A 21,697-nucleotide genomic window follows, 5' to 3' on the forward strand; every position below is an offset into this window, starting at 1 on the left:
GGCGAACATGTTACGCAAGGCATTGGACGGCTTGACCGTCCTCGATTTCACCCAGATCGCCGCAGGCCCCACCGCCACCATGTTGATGGCCGACATGGGTGCGCGCGTGATCAAGGTCGAACCCCATGAAGGCGAACTGGGCCGTACCCTCGGCCCCGCCTGGATCGGTGAAGACAGCGCGCTGTTTCACGGTTTCAATCGCGGCAAACTGGGCCTGAGCCTGGACCTCAAGCACCCGGACAGCGCGGCGGTGATCAAACGCCTGGTGCTGCAAGCCGACGTGCTGATCGAAAGCATGCGCCCCGGCGTCATGGCCCGGCTCGGTTTGGGTTACGAAGCCATGGCGGCGCTGAAACCGGACCTGATCTACTGCTCGATTTCCGCCTACGGCCAGCAAGGTCCGTACGCCGACCGCGCTGGCGTCGACGGCATTCTGCAAGCCGACTCCGGGCTGATGAGCCTGATCGGCACGCCGGGTTCCGCGCCGTCCAAGGTGCAGGCGCCGGTGGTCGATGTGGTCACCGGCTACATGGCCTGCATGGCGGTGTTGGCCAAGTTACACGCCCGGGACAACGACGGCCTCGGCGGCCACCTCGACGTCAGCCTGATGAACTCGGCATTGGCGTTGCAACAGGCGTCGCTGTCCAGTTTCCTCTGCGACGGCAACCTGCCGACCCGCATCGGCAGCGCCGCGCCCTACTCCGCGCCGAACGAAGCGTTTGAAGCGGCGGACGGCTGGCTGATGGTCGCCGCGTACAACGGCAATCGCTGGCCGGCGTTGTGTGGGGTGCTCGGGCACCCAGAGTGGATCGACGACCCGCGTTTCGCCAGCTCGGCGCAGCGGGTGATTAACCGCGAAGCCATGTGCGCAGCGCTGACCGACGTGTTTCGCACGCGGCCCGTTGCACATTGGCTGGAGGTACTGCGCGGCGCCGACATTCTTTGCTCCAAGGTCAACGACTACCTCGACGTGCTCACTCATCCGCAGATTGCCAGCAACGGCATGTTGGTGGACTTGCACCATCCGCAGCATGGCGCGGTGCGGGTGCCGGGGTTTCCGATCAACAGTCTTGAGGCGGCGCAAACGCCTTATGCGCCGGCGCCGGAGAATGGCGAGCATTCGTGTGAAGTGTTGCGGGAGTTTGCGTTTTCCGAAGAGGAGATCGAGGCACTGCTGACTTCCAATGCCCTGCGTTGCCCGGAAATGGCGTTGTCCTGAGCCGTTCCATCATCCCCTGTGGGAGCGAGCTTGCTCCGGGCGGCGTTCCGACGATGACGGCAGCACATCCAACATTTATGTGCCTGACACACCGCTATCGCGAGCAAGCTCGCTCCCACAGTTGAATGAGGTCGTACACAGGATTTGTGCACGCTGAAAATCCATTGTAGGAGCGAGCTTGCTCGCGATGGCGGTGTCTGTTTAATGCGCGTGTTTAATGGCTGTCAGCGAAACTTGATGAAAGCTACAACGTCTTGCGTCATTGCCTACGGTTACGCCAGAATCCGCCGGCTTACGCGCCTTGGGTCCTGGCTTTATCGTTAGCTGGTCGCTGAAAAACAGCGATCGGGTTTGGTAGCCCGGAGTACTGCGCGTAGCGCCACTTCAAGCAATTGCTGCTTTTATGGTTGCCATGCGCAGGGCCTCTTCGGAGGCGCCGGTTCCAGTACTCCGGTCTACCAACCTGTGCATGGCCACCACCATTCGTTTGGTAGCGAAAGTGATGGCTCCAATATTTCTAGTACTGGAGTTCTATCGATGATCAAACCAACCCCCAACCCGCCAGAATCAGATCCGGCCTCCCCCTACGAAAGCCCCGATTCCAAGCAATTTCATGAAGCCGCCGAGCGCGCCCTCAATCATTACCTCAACCCCGCCGCCAACATCATGGCCACACCGCGCAAACCCTCGACGATGTTCACCATCAACCCCGACCTCGACACCGAAACCCTGCTGGCCCACGCCTGCGAATCACTGGCCTCGGCCAACGTCATGACCAACGATCTGGCAGGTTTCCTGGAAGGCGCACATCGCAACACCCTGCTGGGCATCGCCCAGGTCATCATGCTGGGTGAGTTGGCGGTGAACCGGGCGCTGGATCGTCTCGATCCAACCGAGTAACGCGTAACCCCACTGTAGGAGCGAGCCTGCTCGCGATGGCGGCAGCACATTCAACACTTATGTGACTGACACACCGCTATCGTCGGAACGCCGCCCGGAGCAGGCTCACTCCTACAGGTTTGCGGCAGTGTTTTCCTCATTCCACACAGATTTAACTATCAGTTCTGATAGTTCCCACCGCTTGCAATACCGCCGATACTGAGCGCCAACACTTCGGCCTTTCGGAGCACTCACTCATGCCATTGCCAGAAAAAATCGTCCTCTGCGAGTATCACTACGACCCATTGAGTCGACTGGTTAACCAGAGCCGGCGGGATATGCCTGTGCAACAGCGCTTTTACTGCAAAAGTCGTTTGGCTAGTGAAGTTCAAGGAGCAATACATCATTCGCTCATGCAGCACGACGAGCAACTGCTAGCGCAGCAACGGTGCCAGGACGGCGTAACCGCTACCACCTTACTGGCCACCGACATGCAGCGCTCGGTTTTGCAGACGTTAAAAACCAGTCAGCGAACACCTATTGCTTATTCGCCTTACGGTCACCGCCCACCTGCCAGCGGATTACTTAGTCTGATGGGCTTCAACGGTGAACGGCCAGATCCGGTGACTGGGAATTTTTTATTGGGAAATGGCTACCGGGCATTTAGTCCGGTGCTGATGAAATTCAATAGCCCGGATACTTTGAGTCCATTTGATAAAGGCGGAATCAATGCCTATGCCTATTGTCTGGGAGATCCTATTAATAGAGCGGACCCCAACGGTCACAAATCAATTTCGCATTACTTTAAACTATTTGGAAAATTCACACGCAACGGCAACCTCAAAAAAACATTTTCAAACTCACACGTAACGATGGAACCAGAACAAAAAATAGGGCAACTCCAAAACAAAATAACAATCGCAAAAAAGAAACAACAACTCTGGCGCGATATTGGAATCGCAACGGATGCCCGTCTGCACAGCTCTCTATTGGGGAACAGCCCATCCAACAAACCCGAGCTTTTTAAAACGATAATGCTGAGAAAGATATATTCAGAATCAGGAGAGTTTACGTACGCCAACCTCAAGAGTATATCCAAGCACAAACCGGACTCTTCATATATAAGCGAGTTCACGGATCACTTTAATAAGATAGCCGAAGAAAACTCAATACCAACCATAGAAGCCAACGAGGTAGTCACTCGCGTTAACGAATACTACTTGGCCGCTAAAAACATACGTGAACCAACATTAAAATCATACAAAGAAGAACTGAAATTCCGCGATGAAAGCTAGGGTGATTCGCGCACACCTTATAAATCTTGATCGCTATAAGTTTAGTGCTAGACAGCGATTTAAACTGAGTTTTCCTTGCTCAACAGGTCGCACGCTCGGGAGTTGGTGCTTTAATGAAGAAATCCCACCCCCAGCGAGCCCCCACCCATGAACCGCAACGACCTGCGCCGCGTGGACATGAACCTGCTGGTGATTTTCGAAACGCTGATGTTCGAAAAGAACCTGCCCCGCGCCGGAGAGAAGCTGTTCCTCGGCCAACCCGCCGTCAGCGCAGCGTTGGCGCGGTTGGGGGATTTGTTCGACGATCCGTTGCTGGTGCGCAACGGGCGGGTGTTGGAGCCGACCCAGCCGACCTTTGTACTGTGCAGGAACCGCAAGTGGCGTTGAGTTGTGACATTAATCGTCCCTTCGGGGCGTCAAATTTTCACTGCATCCAGGTTTACTATCAGTTCTGATAGTTCCCACTGTTTGCAATACCATCAATACTGAGCGCCAGCACTTCGGCCCTTCGGAGCACTCGTTCATGACATCGCCAGAAAAAATCGTCCTCTGCCAATATCGCTACGATGCCCTTAATTGGTTGGTTAGCCATTTACCAGTGGGCGCGCCACAACATCAACGTTTCTACTGTAAAAGTCGCCTGGCTACCGAAATTCAAGGAGCGGTGCGGCATTCCATCTTCCAACAGGGCGACTTGCTCCTGGCACAACAGCAAATTGGCGACGGTGAAATCGACACCTCGCTGTTGGCGACTGATCAACAGCGATCGGTGCTGCACACACTCAAGACCAATCATCAACGACAGCCCATTGCCTATTCACCTTATGGTCACCGTCCGGCTGAAAATGGATTGCTTAGTTTGACGGGGTTCAATGGTCAACGGCCGGACCCGGTGACCGGACATTATTTGCTGGGAAATGGGTATCGAGCGTTTAATCCGGTACTGATGCGATTTAATAGCCCTGATAGTTTGAGCCCGTTTGGAAAAGGCGGGTTGAATTCCTATGTGTATTGTGAGAATGACCCAATCAATTACCATGATGAGACGGGACATATTCCCGCACTAATAAGATGGATAGGCAAACAAACTGGCCATATAAGCAGTTCATTTGACCAGGGTTATTTAGTGACAAAACCGGGTGTAACTGCGTGTCAAGGCAAGCGCGCGTACGAGAGAATGAAGGCGTTTACCGGGCAAGCGGAAAATGATGACTATGATGCAATCGCTGGAGTAATTGCGAGTGACAGCAAGAAAGTTAACGAGGCTACCGCCAATACAGATTTAATCAACTATCGCGAGCACAACGCCAAAGCTATTTATGACAAACGTTACGACTCTGACAAAATCGATATCAATACAATAATTGAACACCCAAACCGAACACTATCAATAGGACGCAATAAAGTTAATGCGCACGACATAAAAGCAATAACCGATCGCTTAGACGGCATTCAATCCCTCGGGCTTGAAATTCATTATATGGAAGTAGAGCTATACAATAACAATTCCATAACCGGACAGGTATTCAAAGCTTATACACGCCGATTATTCACCCCTTCTGACAAACAACGTCAATTACGAACAGAGGCAACGCGCATCCGCGAAAAATATTTCATTCCTAGGTAGCAAGTGCGGTAATCGATCAGCTAGCACTCGAAGGCAAGGTTCGTGACGGACGGGAGCAAATCCCGCGTGACAGGTTTGGTGCTTTACTGAAAGACTCCAAACCCCTCCGAGACCCCCACCCATGAACCGCAACGACCTGCGCCGCGTGGACATGAACCTGCTGGTGATTTTCGAAACGCTGATGTTCGAAAAGAACCTGACCCGCGCCGGAGAGAAGCTGTTCCTCGGCCAACCCGCCGTCAGCGCAGCGTTGGCGCGGTTGCGGGATTTGTTTGATGATCCGTTGCTGGTGCGCAACGGTCGGGTGTTGGAACCGACCCAGCGGGCGCTGGTGATTCTCAAGGAGTTGCAGCCGGCGATGGACACCATTTCCGGGGCGGTCAGCCGGGCCAAGGATTTCGATCCGTCCATCAGCCGCGATGTGTTTCGTATCGGTTTGTCCGACGATGCCGAGTTCGGCTTGTTTCCGCCATTGCTCAAGCAGATCCGCGAAGAGGCGCAGAATGTCGTGGTGGTGGTGCGGCGGGTGAATTTTCTGTTGATGCCGTCGATGCTCGCCAGCGGTGAAATTTCGGTCGGGATCAGTTACACCACCGAATTGCCGGCCAATGCCAAGCGTAAAAAGCTGCGGGATTTGAGCGTCAAGGTGCTGCGCGGCGATGATCGTCCTGGCCCGCTGACCCTGGATGAATTCTGCGAACGGCCTCATGCGCTGGTGTCGTTTTCCGGGGATTTGAGCGGTGCCATCGACAACGATCTGGCGCGCATCGGTCGTTCACGGCGGGTGGTGCTGGCGGTGCCGCAGTTCGCTGGCCTGCGCGCCTTGCTGGCGGGTACCGACATGTTGGCTTCGGTGCCAGATTATGCGGCGTGTGCGTTGATCGAAGGCAGCAGCCAGTTGCGCGCCGATGACCCGCCCTTCGATATCAACCTGTCCGAACTGTCGATGGTCTGGAACGGCGTCAACGATAACGATCCGGCAGAACGTTGGTTGCGCTCGCGAATTGCGCAGCACATGTCTGTTCCACTGCCGGGGCATTGAGCGAATTGAAGTTCGGGTCGGTCTCGCGCAGGTAGATCGGCAGGTCGGTCATCGGCGGCATGGCCGGGATTTCGAAGTACATCTGGATCACCCAGCCACGGTGATAGCTGGCGTGGTTGATCACGTGCATCAGCATCGCGCCGGCACTCATGGTGCCGCTTTCACCGGACATGAAAGTGAACCTCAGGGGCTTGTCCAGCGAGGCGTCGGTTTGTCGGGCGCTCCAGTCGCAGTACCAGTGATCGACGTCCTGTTGTGCCGAACGCAGGTCGGGCAAAGCGGGATGGACCAGATCACGGGACGTCTTGAAGCCGTGTCCCCGGCCTTCGAGATGAGCCTGCCAGAGGCAGTCGACCACGTAGATGTGGTTCAGGGTGCCGATCATGTTCTTGAAGATCCCGGCGCGTTCTTTCTCGATTTCGCCTGGCGGCAGTTGCGCCAGGTTGTCGAACAGACGCCGGTTGGCCCATTGTTTGTAATCGGCGAGCATGCGGGCAGTGCGTGCATTGATCATCGAACTTCTCCGATGGCGAAGAGCGCATTCCTCAAGGATAGCGCTATCCACGCACCGCCGCGCGAACGCTGATTACCGGTCGTCCCCCCTGTAGGAGCGAGCCTGCTCGCGATGGTCGTCAATGATGACGTTGGCTGCCTGACACCCCGCGCAGTTCTCGGGTCCATCGCGAGCACGCTCGCTCCTACAGGGGATTATGCAAGCTGGCGCATGACGCGTTCGGCCAACGCCAGGCAACTGGTCAGTCCCGGTGATTCAATCCCGAACAGATTGACCAAACCGGGCACGCCATGTTCGGCCGGGCCGCTAATGCAAAAGTCGGCAGCCGCTTCGCCCGGGCCGCTGATTTTCGGGCGAATGCCGCTGTAGGCTGGTTGCAGGCTGTTATCCGGCAAGCCCGGCCAGTAACGCCGAATCGCCGCATAAAAACCGTCGGCGCGAGCGGGCTCCACGCGGTAATCCACAGCATCGACCCACTCCACATCCGGCCCGAATCGCGCCTGTCCACCGAGGTCGAGGGTCATGTGCACGCCCAGCCCGGCGCTTTCCGGTGCCGGGTACACCAGATGCTGGAACGGCACCCGGCCGCTGAAACTGAAATAGCTACCCTTGCACAGTCGCGCCGTTGGAACGAGCTGCGCAGGCAGACCGGCGATACGGCTCGCCACCTCAGGCGCGGACAGCCCGGCGCAATTGATCAATTCGCGGCAGCTCAAGGTCATGGGTTCGGCACCGCCGATGTGCAGCTCGAAACCCTGATCGATGCATCGCGCCGACAGCAGTGGCGAATGGAAGGCCAGCGCCCCGCCACAGGCCTCGATATCGCCCTGCAACGCCAACATCAATCCGTGGGAATCGACAATCCCGGTGGACGGCGACCACAGCGCGGCGACGCAGGACAGTGCGGGTTCAAGCTCCCGCGCCTGATCGGCGTCCAGCCATTGCAGGTCATCTACGCCGTTGCGCCGCCCCTGTTCCAGCAACACCTGCAAGGCCGAACGCTGCGCTTCATCGGTGGCGATGATCAGTTTCCCGAGGCGCTGACAACTGACGCTACGCTCATCGCAGAAGGCGTAGAGGCGTTGCTTGCCCTCCACGCACAACTGCGCCTTGAGGCTGCCGCCGGGGTAATAGATGCCGGCGTGGATCACCTCGGAATTGCGCGAGCTGATGCCCGTGCCGATGCCTTCTGCGGCTTCGAGCACAATCACTTCGCGCCCGCTCATGGCCATCGTCCTGGCGACCGCCAGCCCAACCACACCGGCCCCGACCACCACGCAATCGATATCGACGCTGCCCTGCCCTGCACTCATGTCAAACCAACCCTCGTTCTCGGTAGTCGATCAGGCTGGAGAATATCGCCAGCAGCATGGCCATGACCACGAAGAAGATCAGCACCAGGAAATACGAGCCGGTGAACTGCACGATCAAACCGATCAGGATCGGCACGATCACCCCGGCCATGTTGCCGCAGAAGTTCATGGTGCCGGCCAGCACGCCGGTTTTCGAAGTGCCGCCGAGGATCGACGGAATGCACCAGTACATGCCGCACCAGCGAATGAAAAACATCGCCACGCAGAGCAAACCGATCGCCTGGGTCGTCTCGGCGGTGTAGGCCGTGGCCAACATGCACAGCGCCGCGACCAGCGCCGAGCCGCTGAACATGCTGCGCATCACCAGGTTCGGCGAAGCGCCGCTGGATTTCCATTTATCCCCCAGATACCCGCCGACCAGTTCGCCGACGAAGCCGCACATGAAGATCAGGAAGGTCGCGCCGCCCATGCCGGAAATGTTCAGGCCGTGGGTCTGGTGCAAGTAGCTCGGCATCCAGGTCAGCAGGCCGTAGAACACGCTGAGGATGCAGCAGTAACCGGCGAACATGGCCAGGACCGAACGGTCCTTGAGCAGTTCCTTGAACGGAACGCTGGTGACCGCGCCGGGCTGGCTGACCGTGGTATTGCCCTCGGTGATGTGCTTGAGCTCAGCGGCGTTGACGCCGGGGTGTTCGCTGGGATGATTGCAAATGTATTTCCAGGCCAGCACACCAGCCAGCATGGTGCCGACCCCGGCGATGACGAAGGCGATGCGCCAGGAGTCGAACCAGCCGATCAGTCCGGCAATGATAATCGCACCGAAGGCACTGCCAAGCGGCGCACCACCGTCGACCAGCACGGCGCCGCGACCGCGTTCGTTGGGGGTCAGCCAGGCGCCGTTGAGCTTGGCACCGGCGGGCATGATCGGCGACTCGGCGACGCCCAGGCCCATGCGGGTGATCAACAAAGTGATCCAGTTGTGCGCACCGGCCGCCAGCGCCTGGAACGCGCCCCAGGCCACAGTCGCAACGACAATCACGCGGCGGGTCTGGAAGCGGTCCAGCAGCATGCCGCCGGGAATCTGCATCAAGGCGTAGGACCAGAAAAACGCACTGAGCATCAGGCCTTCAAGGGCCGGCGGGATCTGAAATTCGCTGGAAATCAGCGGCAACGCCACCGACAGCGAGGCGCGGTCGATGTAGTTAATCGCGGTCAGCAGCAACATGATGAGGAAGATTCGCCAGCGTACGCTGGTGGGGCGTTCGGACGCGGTTGCGGCTGGCAACGCCAGGCTTTCGGCACTCGGGTTGTTCATGAGGAGGGCTCTTATTGTTGTGGATACACACCACCCCTCTGTAGGAGCTGCCGAAGGCAGCGATCTTTTGATTCTGCATTTTCAAGAAAAAAAGATCGCAGCCTTCGGCAGCTCCTACAGGGGTGGCAAGCGGCCCCACTCTAATCACGCCCCCGCGTGCTGAATAATGATGGGATCTGATTGGGGGATCACTGATTGTCATCCCCCCGAAAATGATCAGAACGTGCCGGGGTAGCTGCCGCCGTCCAGCAACAGGTTTTGCCCGGTCAGGAAACCGGACTGGGCGCCACAGATGAACGCGCAGTAAGCGCCGAACTCATCAGGTTGGCCGAAGCGTTGCGCCGGGACATTTTTGCGCCGTTGCTCGGCGATGTTTTCGACGCTGGTGCCGTTGGCCTCGGCGGCGGCATTCAGGGTTTTGTGCAAACGCTCGGTTTCGAACGGCCCCGGCAGCAGGTTGTTGACGGTGACGTTGTTCCCGGCCAGGCGCGCCTGACGCGCCAGCCCGGCGATGAAACCGGTCAGGCCGCTGCGGGCACCGTTGGACAAACCCAGCACATCGATCGGCGCCTTCACCGCGCCGGAAGTGATGTTGACGATGCGCCCGAAACCGCGCTCGGCCATGCCATCGACGCAAGCCTTGATCAGCTCGATGGGCGTGAGCATGTTGGCATCCAGCGCTTTCAACCAGTCCTCGCGCTGCCAGTCGCGGAAGTCACCGGGCGGCGGCCCGCCAGCGTTATTGACCAGGATGTCCACCTGCGGACACGCCGCCAGCACTTGCACGCGCACGGCAGGCTCGCTGATGTCTCCGGCCACGGTGCGCACCTCGATGGTCGGCGCCAGTTGGCGCAATTCCACGGCGGCCGCCTGCAACGTTTCGTCGCCACGGGCGTTGATCACCAGGTTCACGCCCTCCTTCGCCAAGGCCCGCGCGCAGGCCAGGCCCAAGCCCTTGCTGGCGGCGCAGACGATTGCCCAGCGTCCCGAAATACCCAAATCCATGACCATGCTCCTCACGTTTCGAAGGCCTTACGTTACCACCGCCTGCCGCTACTTCGGGGGATGACAAAGGGTGATCGCTGTATCAGACCTTTTCATTACCGGCCACTCGCGACGCTTATTACTGTCTCCAGACCAATAAGAACCGGAGTAGCCGATGAACCCGTTCCAGTTTTATTTCCCCACGACCCTGAAGAGCGGCAACGGCCTGGTGCGTCAGGCCGGTGCGCTGCTCAAGCCCCATGTTCGCAAGAAACTGCTGGTGGTCACTGACCAGGGACTGATGGCGTCGGGCGTGCTGGAAAGCTTTTTTGCCTCGCTGGCTGGCAGCGAAATTGCCTATGAAGTGTTTGCCGGTGTCGAACCCAATCCCACCACCGATGTACTGGAACGCGCCGTCGAGTTCCTGAAAAACCACGAGTGCGACGCGGTGATCGGCGTCGGTGGCGGCAGCAGCATCGACACCGCCAAAGGCGTGGCGGCGATGGCCACCAACCCCGGCAACATCCTCGACTACGAGGGCTACGACAAACTGCTGCACCCGCCGCTGCCGATCTTCGCCATCCCGACCACTTCAGGCACCGGCAGCGAATGCACCGCTTCGACGGTGTTCACCAACACCAAGACCTTGTTCAAAACGGTGATCATCAGCCCGGCGCTGTTTCCCAAACTGGCGATTCTCGACGCCGAACTGACCCTCAAGCTGCCACCGTCAATCACCGCCGCCACCAGCATGGACGCCCTGACCCACGCCATCGAATCCTACGTGTCGAAGCAGGCCAACCCGATCAGCCAGGCCTTGGCCCTGCAAGCGATCAAGATGATCTGCACCTACCTGCCGAAAGCGTTTTTCACGGGCTCCGATTTGCACGCCCGGGAACAGATGCTGCTCGGTTCCTTCCTCGCCGGCGTCGCATTCGCCCAATCGAAACTGGGCAACGTGCATGCGATCTCCCACACCTTCGGCGGCGTTTTCAATATTCCCCACGGTATCGCCAACGCCACGCTGCTGCCCTACGTCATCGAATACAACCTGCCGGCCTGCCCTGAACTGTTCCGCGAGATCGCCTTGGCCATGGGCGAAAACGTCGACGGCCTGAGCCCTGCCCGCGCCGGACACAAAGTCGTGGAGCACGTGATGGCGCTGAACAAGGCCATCGGCATTCCCGACAACATCAAGGACCTGGGCGTGGACCTGGACTACATGCCGCAAATGGTCAGCGACTCGATGCGCAGCGGCAACGTGCTGGTCAACCCGCGCTTGACCACGGCCGCCGACGTCGAGCGAATCATCAGCAACGCCTTCCACGGCATTCATTCTTGAGAGACAAGCCCCATGTTTTACGAAATGCGCACCTACACGATCCAGATCGGAAAAATGCAGACCTACCTCAAGCACTTCGAGGAAAACGGCCTGCCGGTGATCTCCCGCTACACCACGCTGGTGGGCTGGTGGTACACGGAAATCGGCGAGCTGAACCAGGTGATCCACATCTGGGCCTACGAGAGCCTCGATGACCGGATCAAGAAACGCGCCGCGCTGTACCAGGACCCGGACTGGCTCGAAGGCTTTGTGCCGATCGCTTTCCCGATGCTGGAGAAAATGGAGTCGAAGCTGCTGATGCCGGCGGCGTTTTCGCCGATCAAGTAATTCCCTGAACACCACCTTCCCTGTAGGAGCTGCCGAAGGCTGCGATCTTTTGACTTGGCTTTTTAGAAACAAGATCAAAAGATCGCAGCCTTCGGCAGCTCCTACAGGGGTGATTCGGTTTTACATTCAAGGACAACCCCATGTGCGACCACAACACCGATAACACCACCGCCGACCGTTCTCCCGATATCAAGGCCCTGCTCGAAGTCCTGCCGACCAACGTCTGGCACGAGGTTGTGATCAAGTAAGCGTCGGCTGCTGCAACTCGTTAATCAGCAGGGTCGCCGCCGGAGGTAAATCGGCGCCGGCCCGGCTGATCGCGCCATACGGTTCGATCAGGGCACGCATCGACAACGGCAAGGTCACCAGCAATTCGAACTGCGCACAGAACTGAGCGACTTCCGCCGGGATCACGGCCAGCAAGGTCGGGTCTTGCTGCACCAGCAAAATGGTGGCGAAGATCGACGAGGTCTCCAGCGGATAACGCGGAATATCCAGCCCCGCCTCTTCCAGTTCGCGCTCCAGGGCCTGACGCATCGGCATGTCCTTGGGGTAGACCACCCAGCGGTAATCGCTCATCTGCGCCAACTGCAACGACGTCGCAGCCGCCAGCGGATGGTCCTTGCTGGCGACGACCGCCAACGGTTCTTCGCTCAACACGATGCAGTCATAAGCGTCCGAACGCTGCCCGACGCTGGTGCGACAAATGGCCAGGTCCAGTCGCCCCTGATCCAACAATGCGAGCAGGTTGGCGCTGGTGTTCTCCACCACTTCGATGGACAGCTGCGGCTGCTTGAGGCGCAACTCAGTCAAGGCCCGGGTCAGCAGCGGCACCGCGCCCATGATCACACCCACCGACAACCGCCCGCCCTGACCGCGCAGGATGCTCAGCATGTCTTCGCGCAAATGCTCGACATCGCTGTAGATCAACCGTGCGTAGCGGATCATGCAACGGCCCATTTCGTTGGCTACCAAACCTTGGGGCTGGCGCTCGAACAGCGGCATGCCGAGCAGCGACTCGACTTCATGCAACGCCTTGGTGGCGCCGGACTGGGAAATGGAAATCTGCTCGGCGGCCTTGTGCAACGAGCCGCGCTCATCCAGTGCGATCAACAGGCGCAGTTGTTTGAGACGCAAGCGTGCGGCGATGCTGGAAAGTGAAGGAATCGTATCCATGTGTGCTCTGATTCAATGGTCAACTGAGGACCAACATGCTGACCGCTTTTTTTGTAGGAGCAAGGCTTGCCCGCGATAGCGATTTCGAGAACGCCATCGCGGGCAAGCCATGCTCCTACAGGTCGCGTTGTCCGTGATTCAGCAGTAACCGCAAAGTGATCGGTAACTATCAGCGAATCGCCACCGGATTGATGTTGACCTGGGTCGAGCCTTTGTACAGCGGCTGCCCGAGCACGAACATGAAGGTCCAGGCCTTGTCGCGGACCAGTGCGCGGCTGTCGATCAGCTCCAGGTTGTAGATACCATTCTTGGCCAGCATGAACTGGTTGACCGGGAATTCCTGGCCATCGGTGCCGGGGTAGATTTCCGAAGCCCAGGTGTCACCACCGAAGGCAACGATCTGCTTGTCCGCCAGCCATTTGGCCGCGGCCATGCCGATGCCCGGTTCCACCGCGAGGAATTTCTCGTTGTCCTTGCCCAGCAGTTCCAGCCAACCGGTGTTGAACAGCACCACATCACCCTTCTCGATGCTGATGCCTTGCAAGTCCAGCGCCTTCTGAATGTCGGCAACGGTGAATTCGGTTTTCTCCGGCACGATGGCGCTGCCGTACACCGCCGTCATGTCCAGTACCACGCCGCGAGTGACAATTGGCGGGACCTTTTCGATGCCGAGTTTCTGCACGCCTTCCACGGTGACGAATTCCGCCGCGCGGTTGCCGTTGTAGTAGACGTTGTCGATCCCGATGTGGCCGATGCCGTTGAGTTGCGTGCCGACACCGGTCCAGCCCACCACCAGCTCATCGTTGAAGGTGAATTTGTTCGGCCCCATCGTGGTGCCGCCCGCCTCACCCGGTTGAACGTTGGTCAGGTGAAAACTGCGATGACGAAACGCCGGCAGGTTTTTGTCGATGGGCACCGCCAGCGGGTAGGTTTTGCCGGTCTTGATCAGCTTGGCGGCATTGATTACTGATTCGGCATTGAGCAGGTTCAGCGCGCCGATTTCATCGTTGGCGCCGTATCTGGACGGGTACCATTTTTCCCCGTCGGCGGCGTGGGCGGCATTGAGGGTGAGCAACAGGGCGAATGGCAGGGCCAGGCGATTGAGCATAAGGGAGTCCTTGTCTGGTTTCAATGAACCCAAGGTACCCAGCCTGTTAGTGCGGAAACAGACAGCTATCGACAATACATTTGTTCTGGATTTTCACGAGTGATTGCTTGGCTATCTGCTTAACCCGCTAGCGGTGCTAGAGTGAGAACCGAACGATCGACTGACATAAAACCCTGAAATCCTGACAGTCGACCAATTGCGATAACGCTTAGATCTTTTGCGAATTATGATTATTCCAACTCGCTGAAACAGAAGCCTATGAACATCGCAAACCCTGTCACCCCCCGCGAAATCCAATCCGAACAATCGCGTTTGATCGTCTTCCTCGCTTATCCCGAAATGGGCCTGCTGGACCTGACCGGCGCGCAAACCGTGTTCTGGGCGGCGTCCCGCTACCTCAACAGCAGCAAGCTGCCGGGCTACAAACTGCAAACCGCCAGCCTCACCGGCGGCCTGATCCAGACCGCCGAAGGCCTGGCCGTCAACACCGTGCCATTGAGCGATTTTGCTGATCAAACAATCGATACCCTGATCGTCCCCGGCGCGCCGGTGATTATTCTGGCGATGAACAATTCCCTGGAACTGGTCGACTGGCTCAAGCAAGCGTCAACCAAGGTCAGGCGCACCGCCTCGGTGTGCAGCGGCACGTTCCTGCTGGCCGAAGCCGGATTGCTCGACGGCCGGCGCGCCGCCACTCATTGGGCAATGTGCGGCATGCTCAAGGAGCGTCACCCGTCGATCGAAGTCGACAACGATGCAATCTTTGTCCAGCAGGGTTCGGTCTGGACTTCCGCCGGGGTCAGCGCCGGTATCGACCTGGCACTGGCGCTGGTCGAAGAAGACTGCGGGCGTGAACTGGCGCTGCTGGTCGCGCGGGAAATGGTGGTGTTCCTCAAGCGCCCCGGTGGCCAGGCCCAGTACAGCCAATTGCTGCAATCGCAAACCAGCGAAGGCGCCGCCTTCGACGACCTGCACCTGTGGATCACGCAGAACCTGGAAGGTGAAAACCTCACCATCGACCGGCTCGCCCAGCAGGTGCAAATGAGCCCGCGCAACTTCGCCCGGGTCTACAAACTCAAGACCGGCCGCACCCCGGCCAAAGCCGTGGAAGTGCTGCGGGTCGAAGCTGCCCGGCGTCTGCTGGAAGATTCCGAACGCAATATCGATCAAATTTCGCGCCTCTGCGGTTTTGGTGATGAAGAGCGCATGCGCCTGACGTTTCAGCGCAACCTGGGGGTTTCGCCGAGGGATTATCGCAGCCGGTTTTCGCGCTGAATCACCGGCCTGAAGCAGCATCAGGGAACTCTCGGCGACCGCCGTGCATCCTAAAAGGTGAGATGTTTCCTTTTTGCTGCACGCTTTCAGAGGACACCGTCATGCGCCGTCTGATTATCATTTCTTCCCTTGTGCTGTGCTTACCGTTCGGCTCCGCAATGGCCAAAGTGGATGCGGGCGACGTCGCCACTTCAGCCGGGGTCTCCGCCTCGCTGTACTCGACGTTCAAGGATGACAAACTGATGATTCCCGCCCGGGATGACGCCTCCAGCTTCGTGGCCAGTGGCGGCGCGATTCGCGGCGTATATCTGGAGCAGGTCCTGCAACGGATCCGTCAGGAAAATCCCGGCCTTAACGCAAGCGACGAAGATCTGGCCCGCGCCATTCTCGTCCAGGAAGGCGTTGCGGCAGGTCAATAAGTCACGTCAATCCGTCGGTGGGGCTGGTGAAACCCGAATGGCGTTTCCCGCCCTGCCTCGCTTGCGACTTAACGCCACCGCTGCCTACCGAGATCACCAGCGCATCGATTTGCGGGCAATGCTCGAGAATCTCATCGATCATCGTGCTGTGCCCTTCCCACAAAACGAGATGGTCGAAAGCCGGCACGCACCTTGCGCCCTTTCGCGAACGGGCTCTGGTTTGATGACTGTGGCCAGTCAGCGAGCGACACCCACCACGCATTGTTCATGCAGCTGCCGCAATAGCGCCAAGCCGTTATCAAAGAATGCCGGCGACCCGCTCATCCCTGCCTCCACCGCCAACGCCTGCAACTGCGCAAGCCCGGTCAGTTCAGGAAACGCCTCGATGCGTTGCAACAACCGAAACGCCAATGGGCTCAGCCCGGAAAACTTCACACTGAAATCCAGATCCCGACGCACCAACAACAACGTTGGCTGCTCCGGAGCAGTATCCGGCTGATGGTCCGGCCCCACCAACTGCACCGGCCAGGCATACGCCAACGGCCAGGCCAATGGCGAAACCTGCAACGGGCGGTCCAGCAACACGTCAGCATCGCCGGATGACAACGGTTCCGCCTCCGATTGTTGCAGCGCCATTTCCACCCATTCGTAATGCGCCAGCTCAACCATGAACGGCGGCCACGTACCATCGGCCAACGCCGCAGGCTCAGAGGCGAGAAACTCGACAAACTCCTCGGCGATCTCACCGAATTTCGGTGTGTGGGCGCGGTAGTCGCGCAAGAAGATCCGCACCAGCGCCCGCCATTGTCGGTCGCCAAGAATCTTCACCAGCACCGGAAACGTGCCGCTGATCAGCGATGACAGATTGGCAAACACCAGGTCGCGATATACCTGCGCCCGCGCCGGGTTCATCTCGGGCGGCGGCGCGCAGCGGTCGGGGTCGCGCAGGTACAGGCCCATGCTGTTTTGCTGTTCGTGCAGCGAGCGCTTAGCCACGGTTCACCCCCTCGGCCTGCAACCGGCGGATGGTCTGCAACTCGGCGACCAGTTCGGAAAACACCGGGAAGTTGAAGTCACGCTCCAGCAAAGTTGGTTGTGCGCCGAACCGGGCGTAGGCCTGGGCCAGCAACGACCACACCGCCGGTTTGACCGAGGCGCCATGGGTGTCGATTTTCAAGGTATCGGACTCATCGAAGTGCCCGGCGATGTGCATCGCCACCACGCGGTTGGCATCGATACCATTAAGGAACGTACGCGGATCGAAGCCATGGTTGATCGAATTGACGTAAACGTTGTTGACGTCCAGTAACAGGTCGCAATCGGCTTCGCGCAGAACGGCGTTGGTGAACGTCACTTCGTCCATGTCCTGCTGCGGTGCGGCGTAGTACGAGACGTTTTCCACCGCCAGACGTCGACCGAGAATGTCCTGGGCCTGACGGATACGCGCGGCGACGTGGTGCACCGCTTCTTCGGTAAAGGGCAGCGGCAACAGGTCGTACAGGTGACCGTCATCGCTGCAATAGCTGAGGTGCTCGCTGTACAGCGGCACGTTGTAGTGATCGAGGAAAACCCGCACTTCTTGCAGAAACCCGACATCCAGCGGCGACGGCCCGCCCAGCGACAGGGACAAGCCATGACAGGACAACGGATAACGCTCGGCCAGAGTTCGCAGCGCTGCACCATGGGCGCCGCCGATGCCGATCCAGTTTTCCGGCGCGACTTCGAGAAAATCGAAATGACCGGCAGGAGCCGCCAGAAGGTCTTTCATTAAACCGCGACGCAAGCCGAGCCCGGCGCTGGCCTTGGCTGAAGTGATGGGGGTTTGCATGATGTCGATCTCAAGGTTGTCAGAACGTAAGCACAGTTAATCGAAGCGGTGTATCGGGACTGTGTTGCGCGCCGACGGAAAACGGCAGGGCTTGTATCGGCATAGGGTCTGTACACACTCTGGTACAGACCCGCTGCCCGGCATCACGTAAGGTCGTACTTCTCGCGCACCAGCTGGCCGATGCCCATGCGATCGAGCACATTCATCGGGCACAGGAATGTCACGCGAATGGTGCCCGGCAGACGACTGATGTCGATGGAACCGGTGATGGTGGCGCGGTTGAGCACTTCGTCGTACGGCAGACCGGTGACGGAGGCCGCACGCTGCAAGCCGTTCTCCACCGCGAGGTTGAGATTTTCGCCGCTGCCGATGAAGGTGATCGGACCGCTCTGCTCAATCTCATGCTGGCCCCAACGCTCACCCAATTCACGGACTTTGGCCCGTTGTTCGGCGTTCATCGGCCGCGCCATCGGCGGCAGGTCATCGAGGTTTTGCAGGAGGATCGGGCCTTCCAGTGTCAGGTTTTTCACCACTTGCACCGCCACTTCGGTTTCCCCGGAGCAATCGGTGGCGTGCCCGGCGATTTCGCCGTTGCCTTGCTGGGCGTGCATGTCGCCCATGTACACCCCGGCACCCGGCACTTTCACCGGGCAGATCAACACGCAACCTTCGCGGATCGAGTTGGTGTCCATGTGGCCGTCGGTCTTGGCCGCGTGCAGTTCTTCGCGGCTCATGCCGAAACGGTGCGGTGCATTGATCAGGTACTGGCCGAAATCGGCGCAGTTGTGCGAGTCGGGAATGTCACGGGACGGCATGGTGCCGATGTTGCCGAGGAACGGACGCATGTGCGCGGCGACACCGGGGATGTCGGCGCGGGCCAGGGACAGGATCGAATGCTGCGCGGCGAACTCCGGCAGCGCCGACATTTCGGAAGCATTGCCGGCCAGTTGATTGGCGATGTCCTGGTTGACCGTCAGGCTCACCTGGTTCTGCGCATCGAACACGATCACATAACCGTGGCTGAAGCGAAACGCGCTGACCTCGGCGCCACAGTTGTTGCAGCGAATCGCGTCTTCGCCAATGCCTTCGACATGGCTGGCCGGATGGTCGGTGCCGCATTTGGAGCAGAATTTGGAGACAAACGGATCGCCGTTGTAGCGCCCTTCGACAAAGCTCATGACCCCGGACGACGTGGCCAGCGATGTGACGCGCATGCTCTTGATCTTGATCGCCACGGCATCGCCGATCTCTGCGCCGACGATGGCCACCGGTTGCGTGACTTCATGGCCACCTTCAAAGGATGGCGTGATCATCGGCCCCCAGCAGCCCGGCGGCGTGCCGGTGATCAGGGTGCCGCCGTCGGCCAGCGGTCCGAGCATTGGCTGGCTCGGGCCGATGATGCCGTTGGTGTAGTGATCGACCCGCAGGCGATTGACCGGGGTGGCGTTGAGAGTGGATTCAGGCACAAGTGTTGTCATTGTGGTCCCCTTGACCGCATCAGGCGCGGAACAGAGTCAGTGCGAATGGCCGCCGGTGAACGCGGCCATGGAAAGTGGCCTCCACAGTTCATCGCAGGTTTGTATCTGGTATGTGTTCGACTGTGCGCCGCAATTGAGCGGGACTGTATCGAGAGACCTGTTAGATACAGTGGGATACATGCAAAACCGGTGGTCACTGCAAAACCCTGTGGGAGCGGGCTTGCCCGCGATAGCGTCCTTTCAGCGATGGAAATGTAGGCTGACCCACCGTCATCGCGGGCAAGCCCGCTCCCACAGGGGTCACATGTCGGCCACAGGGGCTTTCGTCGCTCCAGGCCACGCCGCACGGCCTGCGAACTAAACTTAACGCACACAGGAATTGCTTGATTTCCTGTTCATTCCCACGACCACCGCCCGGACCAACAAAGCCTCCGGACCGTGATCCTGCAAAAGGAGCACACGTGATGGACGAGGCCAGACTCAATGATTTCATGGGCAAACTGGTGGGTGACATGGGCGGCGCGGCGATGCTCGCCAACGTCATCCTCGGCGAAGAACTCGGCCTGTACCGGGCCATGGCCGACAGCCAACTGATCAGCCCCGAAGCCCTCGCCGGCAAAACCGGTTGCAACCCTCGCCTGGTGCGCGAATGGCTCAGCGCCCACGCCGCTTCCGGCTACATGGAACACAGCGACGGCCAATTCCGGCTGCCCGAAGAACAAGCGCTGGCATTGGCCATCGAAGACTCACCGGTCTACATCGCCGGCGGCATCGGGGTGGTCGCGTCGTTCTTCCACGACAAGGACAAACTGGTCAAAGCCATGCGCGGCGATGGTGCCCTGCCCTGGGGCGATCACCATCCGTGCATGTTCAGCGGCACCGAACGTTTCTTCCGCCCCGGCTACAAAGCGCACCTGATCGCCGAATGGTTGCCGGCCCTCAACGGGGTGGTGGCCAAGCTGGAGGAAGGCGCCAAAGTCGCGGACATCGGCTGCGGCCACGGCGCCTCGACGGTGATCATGGCCCAGGCGTTTCCGAACTCGCGGTTCGTCGGCTTCGATTACCATGCACCCTCCGTCACCGTTGCCACCCAGCGCGCCGAAGAAGGTGGCGTGTCCAGCCGCGCGCGGTTCTTCCAGGGCACGGCGAAAAGTTACCCCGGCGACGACTATGACCTGGTCTGCTACTTCGACTGCCTGCACGATATGGGCGACCCCGTCGGCGCGGCGAAACACGCTTTCGAATCATTGAAACCCGATGGCACGGTGTTGTTGGTGGAGCCGTTCGCCAATGACTCGCTGGATGACAACATCACCCCGGTCGGTCGGTTGTTCTACGCTGCCTCGACTTTTATCTGCACACCCAACTCGTTGTCCCAGGAAGTCGGCCTCGGCCTTGGTGCCCAGGCAGGCGAGGCGCGGTTACGCAAGGTGTTTACCGAGGCTGGGTTCTCGAGTTTTCGCCGGGCCACGGAAACGCCGTTCAACCTGATTCTGGAGGCGCGTAAATAGCGCCGTTCAATGTAGGAGCACGGCTTGCCGGCGATAGCGTTCTGAAAATCGCCATCGCCGGCAAGCCGTGCTCCTACAGGGTGATCGGCAAATGCTACGCTGCACACACTCAAGGCCCTCCGGAGTGTTGAACATGCTCGACCGCCTGACCCGCGAACAACTCGATCGCCTCCAGCAACTCATGGCGAATCAGCCGTTCGCGGTGCTGACGGGTGCCGGTATCAGCACGCCGTCGGGCATTCCGGACTATCGCGACAACCAAGGTGTGCGGCGTGGCCGGCAGCCGATGATGTATCAGGAATTTCTCTCGGCCCCCGAATCCCGTCGGCGCTATTGGGCGCGGGCGATGCTCGGCTGGCCACGGGTGCGTCAGGCCCAGCCGAATGTTGCTCACGAGACACTCGCACGGTTGCAAAGCACCCGGCAGATCAGCGGCCTGATCACGCAAAACGTCGACACCCTGCACGATCAGGCCGGCAGCCATGACGTCATTGAACTGCACGGCAGCCTGCATCGGGTGCTGTGCCTGGACTGCGGAAAACGCAGCGAGCGCGATTCGATCCAGCACCTGATGGAAACCCAGAATCCTTACCTGGCAGGCGTGGACGCAGTGCAAGCCCCGGACGGCGACACCCTGCTCGATCCAGCCTTCGAAGCACGCTTTCAGGTGCCGCATTGCCCGCATTGCGCCGGGGAACGGATGAAGCCGGACGTGGTGTTTTTTGGTGAAAACGTCGCGCAGGCCACAGCGGCCAAAGCCATGGCAGCGGTCGAACATGCCGCCGGATTGTTGGTGGTCGGGTCTTCGTTGATGGCCTACTCGGCGTTTCGTTTGTGCCGGGCGGTGGTGGACCAGGGCAAACCGCTGATTGCGATCAACCTGGGCAAGACCCGGGCGGATGAGATGCTGGATTTGAAGATCGAGGGGTCGTGTGAGCAGCTGCTTCCGTTATTGGCCCAACGCCTGAACAACTAACAAAACCCAATCCCTGTAGGAGCTGCCGCAGGCTGCGATCTTTTGATCTTGCTTTTATAAAGTCAAAAG

Annotated in this window: 21 protein-coding genes and 1 pseudogene; 12 read left to right on the plus strand and 10 right to left on the minus strand. The window is 59.2% G+C overall.

The annotated features are described in order from the left end of the window. Nucleotides 1–7: 7 nt before the first annotated feature. From ACM110_RS28700 to ACM110_RS28725, 6 genes and pseudogenes are all read left to right on the plus strand, one after another. The gene (locus ACM110_RS28700; protein WP_416130443.1) at nt 8–1,219 is read left to right on the plus strand and encodes a CaiB/BaiF CoA transferase family protein; all 1,212 of its coding nucleotides are present in this window, start codon (nt 8–10) and stop codon (nt 1,217–1,219) included. Between the two features lie 537 nt (nt 1,220–1,756). Continuing rightward, nucleotides 1,757–2,119, plus strand: coding sequence for a DUF6124 family protein (locus ACM110_RS28705; RefSeq protein ID WP_338586113.1), 363 nt, complete (start codon nt 1,757–1,759; stop codon nt 2,117–2,119). 236 nt (nt 2,120–2,355) lie between these two features. Next, nucleotides 2,356–3,393, plus strand: coding sequence for an RHS repeat-associated core domain-containing protein (locus ACM110_RS28710; RefSeq protein WP_416130444.1), 1,038 nt, complete (start codon nt 2,356–2,358; stop codon nt 3,391–3,393). Between the two features lie 147 nt (nt 3,394–3,540). Beyond that, nucleotides 3,541–3,738, plus strand: a pseudogene (locus tag ACM110_RS28715) (LysR family transcriptional regulator); the annotation flags it as partial. A gap of 178 nt (nt 3,739–3,916) precedes the next feature. Beyond that, the gene (locus tag ACM110_RS28720; RefSeq protein ID WP_416130445.1) at nt 3,917–5,020 is read left to right on the plus strand and encodes an RHS repeat-associated core domain-containing protein; all 1,104 of its coding nucleotides are present in this window, start codon (nt 3,917–3,919) and stop codon (nt 5,018–5,020) included. Nucleotides 5,021–5,141: 121 nt separating this feature from the next. Beyond that, nucleotides 5,142–6,062 carry a LysR substrate-binding domain-containing protein gene (locus ACM110_RS28725; protein WP_416130446.1) on the plus strand — a complete coding sequence of 307 codons (921 nt, stop codon included), beginning with the start codon at nt 5,142–5,144 and terminating at the stop codon, nt 6,060–6,062. Here ACM110_RS28725 and ACM110_RS28730 read toward each other — a convergent pair. The 4 genes from ACM110_RS28730 to ACM110_RS28745 all read right to left on the minus strand — a co-directional run bounded on the left by ACM110_RS28730 (nt 5,983) and on the right by ACM110_RS28745 (nt 10,209). Next, nucleotides 5,983–6,576: a DinB family protein gene (locus ACM110_RS28730; RefSeq protein WP_416130447.1), complete on the minus strand. Its 594-nt coding sequence runs from the start codon at nt 6,574–6,576 to the stop codon at nt 5,983–5,985. The two genes, ACM110_RS28725 and ACM110_RS28730, sit on opposite strands and share 80 nt — an antisense overlap. 194 nt (nt 6,577–6,770) lie before the next feature. Beyond that, entirely contained in the window at nt 6,771–7,889 is a 1,119-nt protein-coding gene (locus ACM110_RS28735; protein WP_416130448.1) for an NAD(P)/FAD-dependent oxidoreductase, read from the minus strand. A gap of 1 nt (nt 7,890) precedes the next feature. Further along, nucleotides 7,891–9,204: an MFS transporter gene (locus ACM110_RS28740; protein WP_416130449.1), complete on the minus strand. Its 1,314-nt coding sequence runs from the start codon at nt 9,202–9,204 to the stop codon at nt 7,891–7,893. A 216-nt stretch (nt 9,205–9,420) separates the two neighbouring features. Next, complete coding sequence (locus ACM110_RS28745; RefSeq protein ID WP_416130450.1) at nt 9,421–10,209, minus strand: SDR family oxidoreductase; 789 nt, start codon at nt 10,207–10,209, stop codon at nt 9,421–9,423. A gap of 154 nt (nt 10,210–10,363) precedes the next feature. On the opposite strand from ACM110_RS28745, the gene ACM110_RS28750 reads away from it, so the two are divergent. After that, nucleotides 10,364–11,530: an iron-containing alcohol dehydrogenase gene (locus ACM110_RS28750; RefSeq protein ID WP_416130451.1), complete on the plus strand. Its 1,167-nt coding sequence runs from the start codon at nt 10,364–10,366 to the stop codon at nt 11,528–11,530. Between the two features lie 12 nt (nt 11,531–11,542). Then, on the plus strand, nt 11,543–11,857 hold the full coding sequence (locus ACM110_RS28755; protein WP_416130452.1) for an NIPSNAP family protein: 315 nt from the start codon (nt 11,543–11,545) through the stop codon (nt 11,855–11,857). Between the two features lie 240 nt (nt 11,858–12,097). Here ACM110_RS28755 and ACM110_RS28760 read toward each other — a convergent pair whose 3' ends face one another. Together ACM110_RS28760 and ACM110_RS28765 are read right to left on the minus strand one after the other, a co-directional pair. Beyond that, the gene (locus ACM110_RS28760; protein ID WP_416130453.1) at nt 12,098–13,033 is read right to left on the minus strand and encodes a LysR family transcriptional regulator; all 936 of its coding nucleotides are present in this window, start codon (nt 13,031–13,033) and stop codon (nt 12,098–12,100) included. A gap of 169 nt (nt 13,034–13,202) precedes the next feature. Beyond that, nucleotides 13,203–14,141, minus strand: a complete 939-nt coding sequence (locus tag ACM110_RS28765) for a cyclase family protein (protein ID WP_416130454.1) — start codon at nt 14,139–14,141, stop codon at nt 13,203–13,205. 258 nt (nt 14,142–14,399) lie between these two features. Here ACM110_RS28765 and ACM110_RS28770 point away from each other — a divergent pair, with 258 nt between their 5' ends. Next, entirely contained in the window at nt 14,400–15,416 is a 1,017-nt protein-coding gene (locus ACM110_RS28770; protein ID WP_416130455.1) for a GlxA family transcriptional regulator, read from the plus strand. Nucleotides 15,417–15,517: 101 nt separating this feature from the next. Continuing rightward, the gene (locus ACM110_RS28775) at nt 15,518–15,835 is read left to right on the plus strand and encodes a DUF2388 domain-containing protein (RefSeq protein ID WP_338586100.1); all 318 of its coding nucleotides are present in this window, start codon (nt 15,518–15,520) and stop codon (nt 15,833–15,835) included. Nucleotide 15,836: 1 nt separating this feature from the next. Here ACM110_RS28775 and ACM110_RS28780 read toward each other — a convergent pair whose 3' ends face one another. The 4 genes from ACM110_RS28780 to ACM110_RS28795 all read right to left on the minus strand — a co-directional run bounded on the left by ACM110_RS28780 (nt 15,837) and on the right by ACM110_RS28795 (nt 19,141). Then, nucleotides 15,837–15,977 (minus strand): hypothetical protein, encoded by a 141-nt coding sequence (locus ACM110_RS28780; protein WP_416130456.1) that lies wholly within the window; start codon nt 15,975–15,977, stop codon nt 15,837–15,839. Nucleotides 15,978–16,072: 95 nt separating this feature from the next. Continuing rightward, complete coding sequence (locus ACM110_RS28785) at nt 16,073–16,831, minus strand: DUF2063 domain-containing protein (protein WP_416130457.1); 759 nt, start codon at nt 16,829–16,831, stop codon at nt 16,073–16,075. Next, nucleotides 16,824–17,663 (minus strand): DUF692 domain-containing protein, encoded by an 840-nt coding sequence (locus tag ACM110_RS28790; protein ID WP_416130458.1) that lies wholly within the window; start codon nt 17,661–17,663, stop codon nt 16,824–16,826. The genes ACM110_RS28785 and ACM110_RS28790 overlap by 8 nt, the downstream gene beginning before the upstream one ends. A 143-nt stretch (nt 17,664–17,806) precedes the next feature. Next, nucleotides 17,807–19,141: an acetamidase/formamidase family protein gene (locus ACM110_RS28795; RefSeq protein WP_416130459.1), complete on the minus strand. Its 1,335-nt coding sequence runs from the start codon at nt 19,139–19,141 to the stop codon at nt 17,807–17,809. 464 nt (nt 19,142–19,605) lie between these two features. Here ACM110_RS28795 and ACM110_RS28800 point away from each other — a divergent pair, with 464 nt between their 5' ends. Further along, on the plus strand, nt 19,606–20,652 hold the full coding sequence (locus ACM110_RS28800; RefSeq protein ID WP_416130460.1) for a class I SAM-dependent methyltransferase: 1,047 nt from the start codon (nt 19,606–19,608) through the stop codon (nt 20,650–20,652). Nucleotides 20,653–20,785: 133 nt separating this feature from the next. Beyond that, nucleotides 20,786–21,628, plus strand: coding sequence for an NAD-dependent protein deacetylase (locus ACM110_RS28805; protein WP_416130461.1), 843 nt, complete (start codon nt 20,786–20,788; stop codon nt 21,626–21,628). Nucleotides 21,629–21,697: the final 69 nt, after the last annotated feature.

Origin of the sequence: Pseudomonas sp. NFX98 (assembly GCF_047784845.1) — a bacterium.
Taxonomy (GTDB): domain Bacteria; phylum Pseudomonadota; class Gammaproteobacteria; order Pseudomonadales; family Pseudomonadaceae; genus Aquipseudomonas.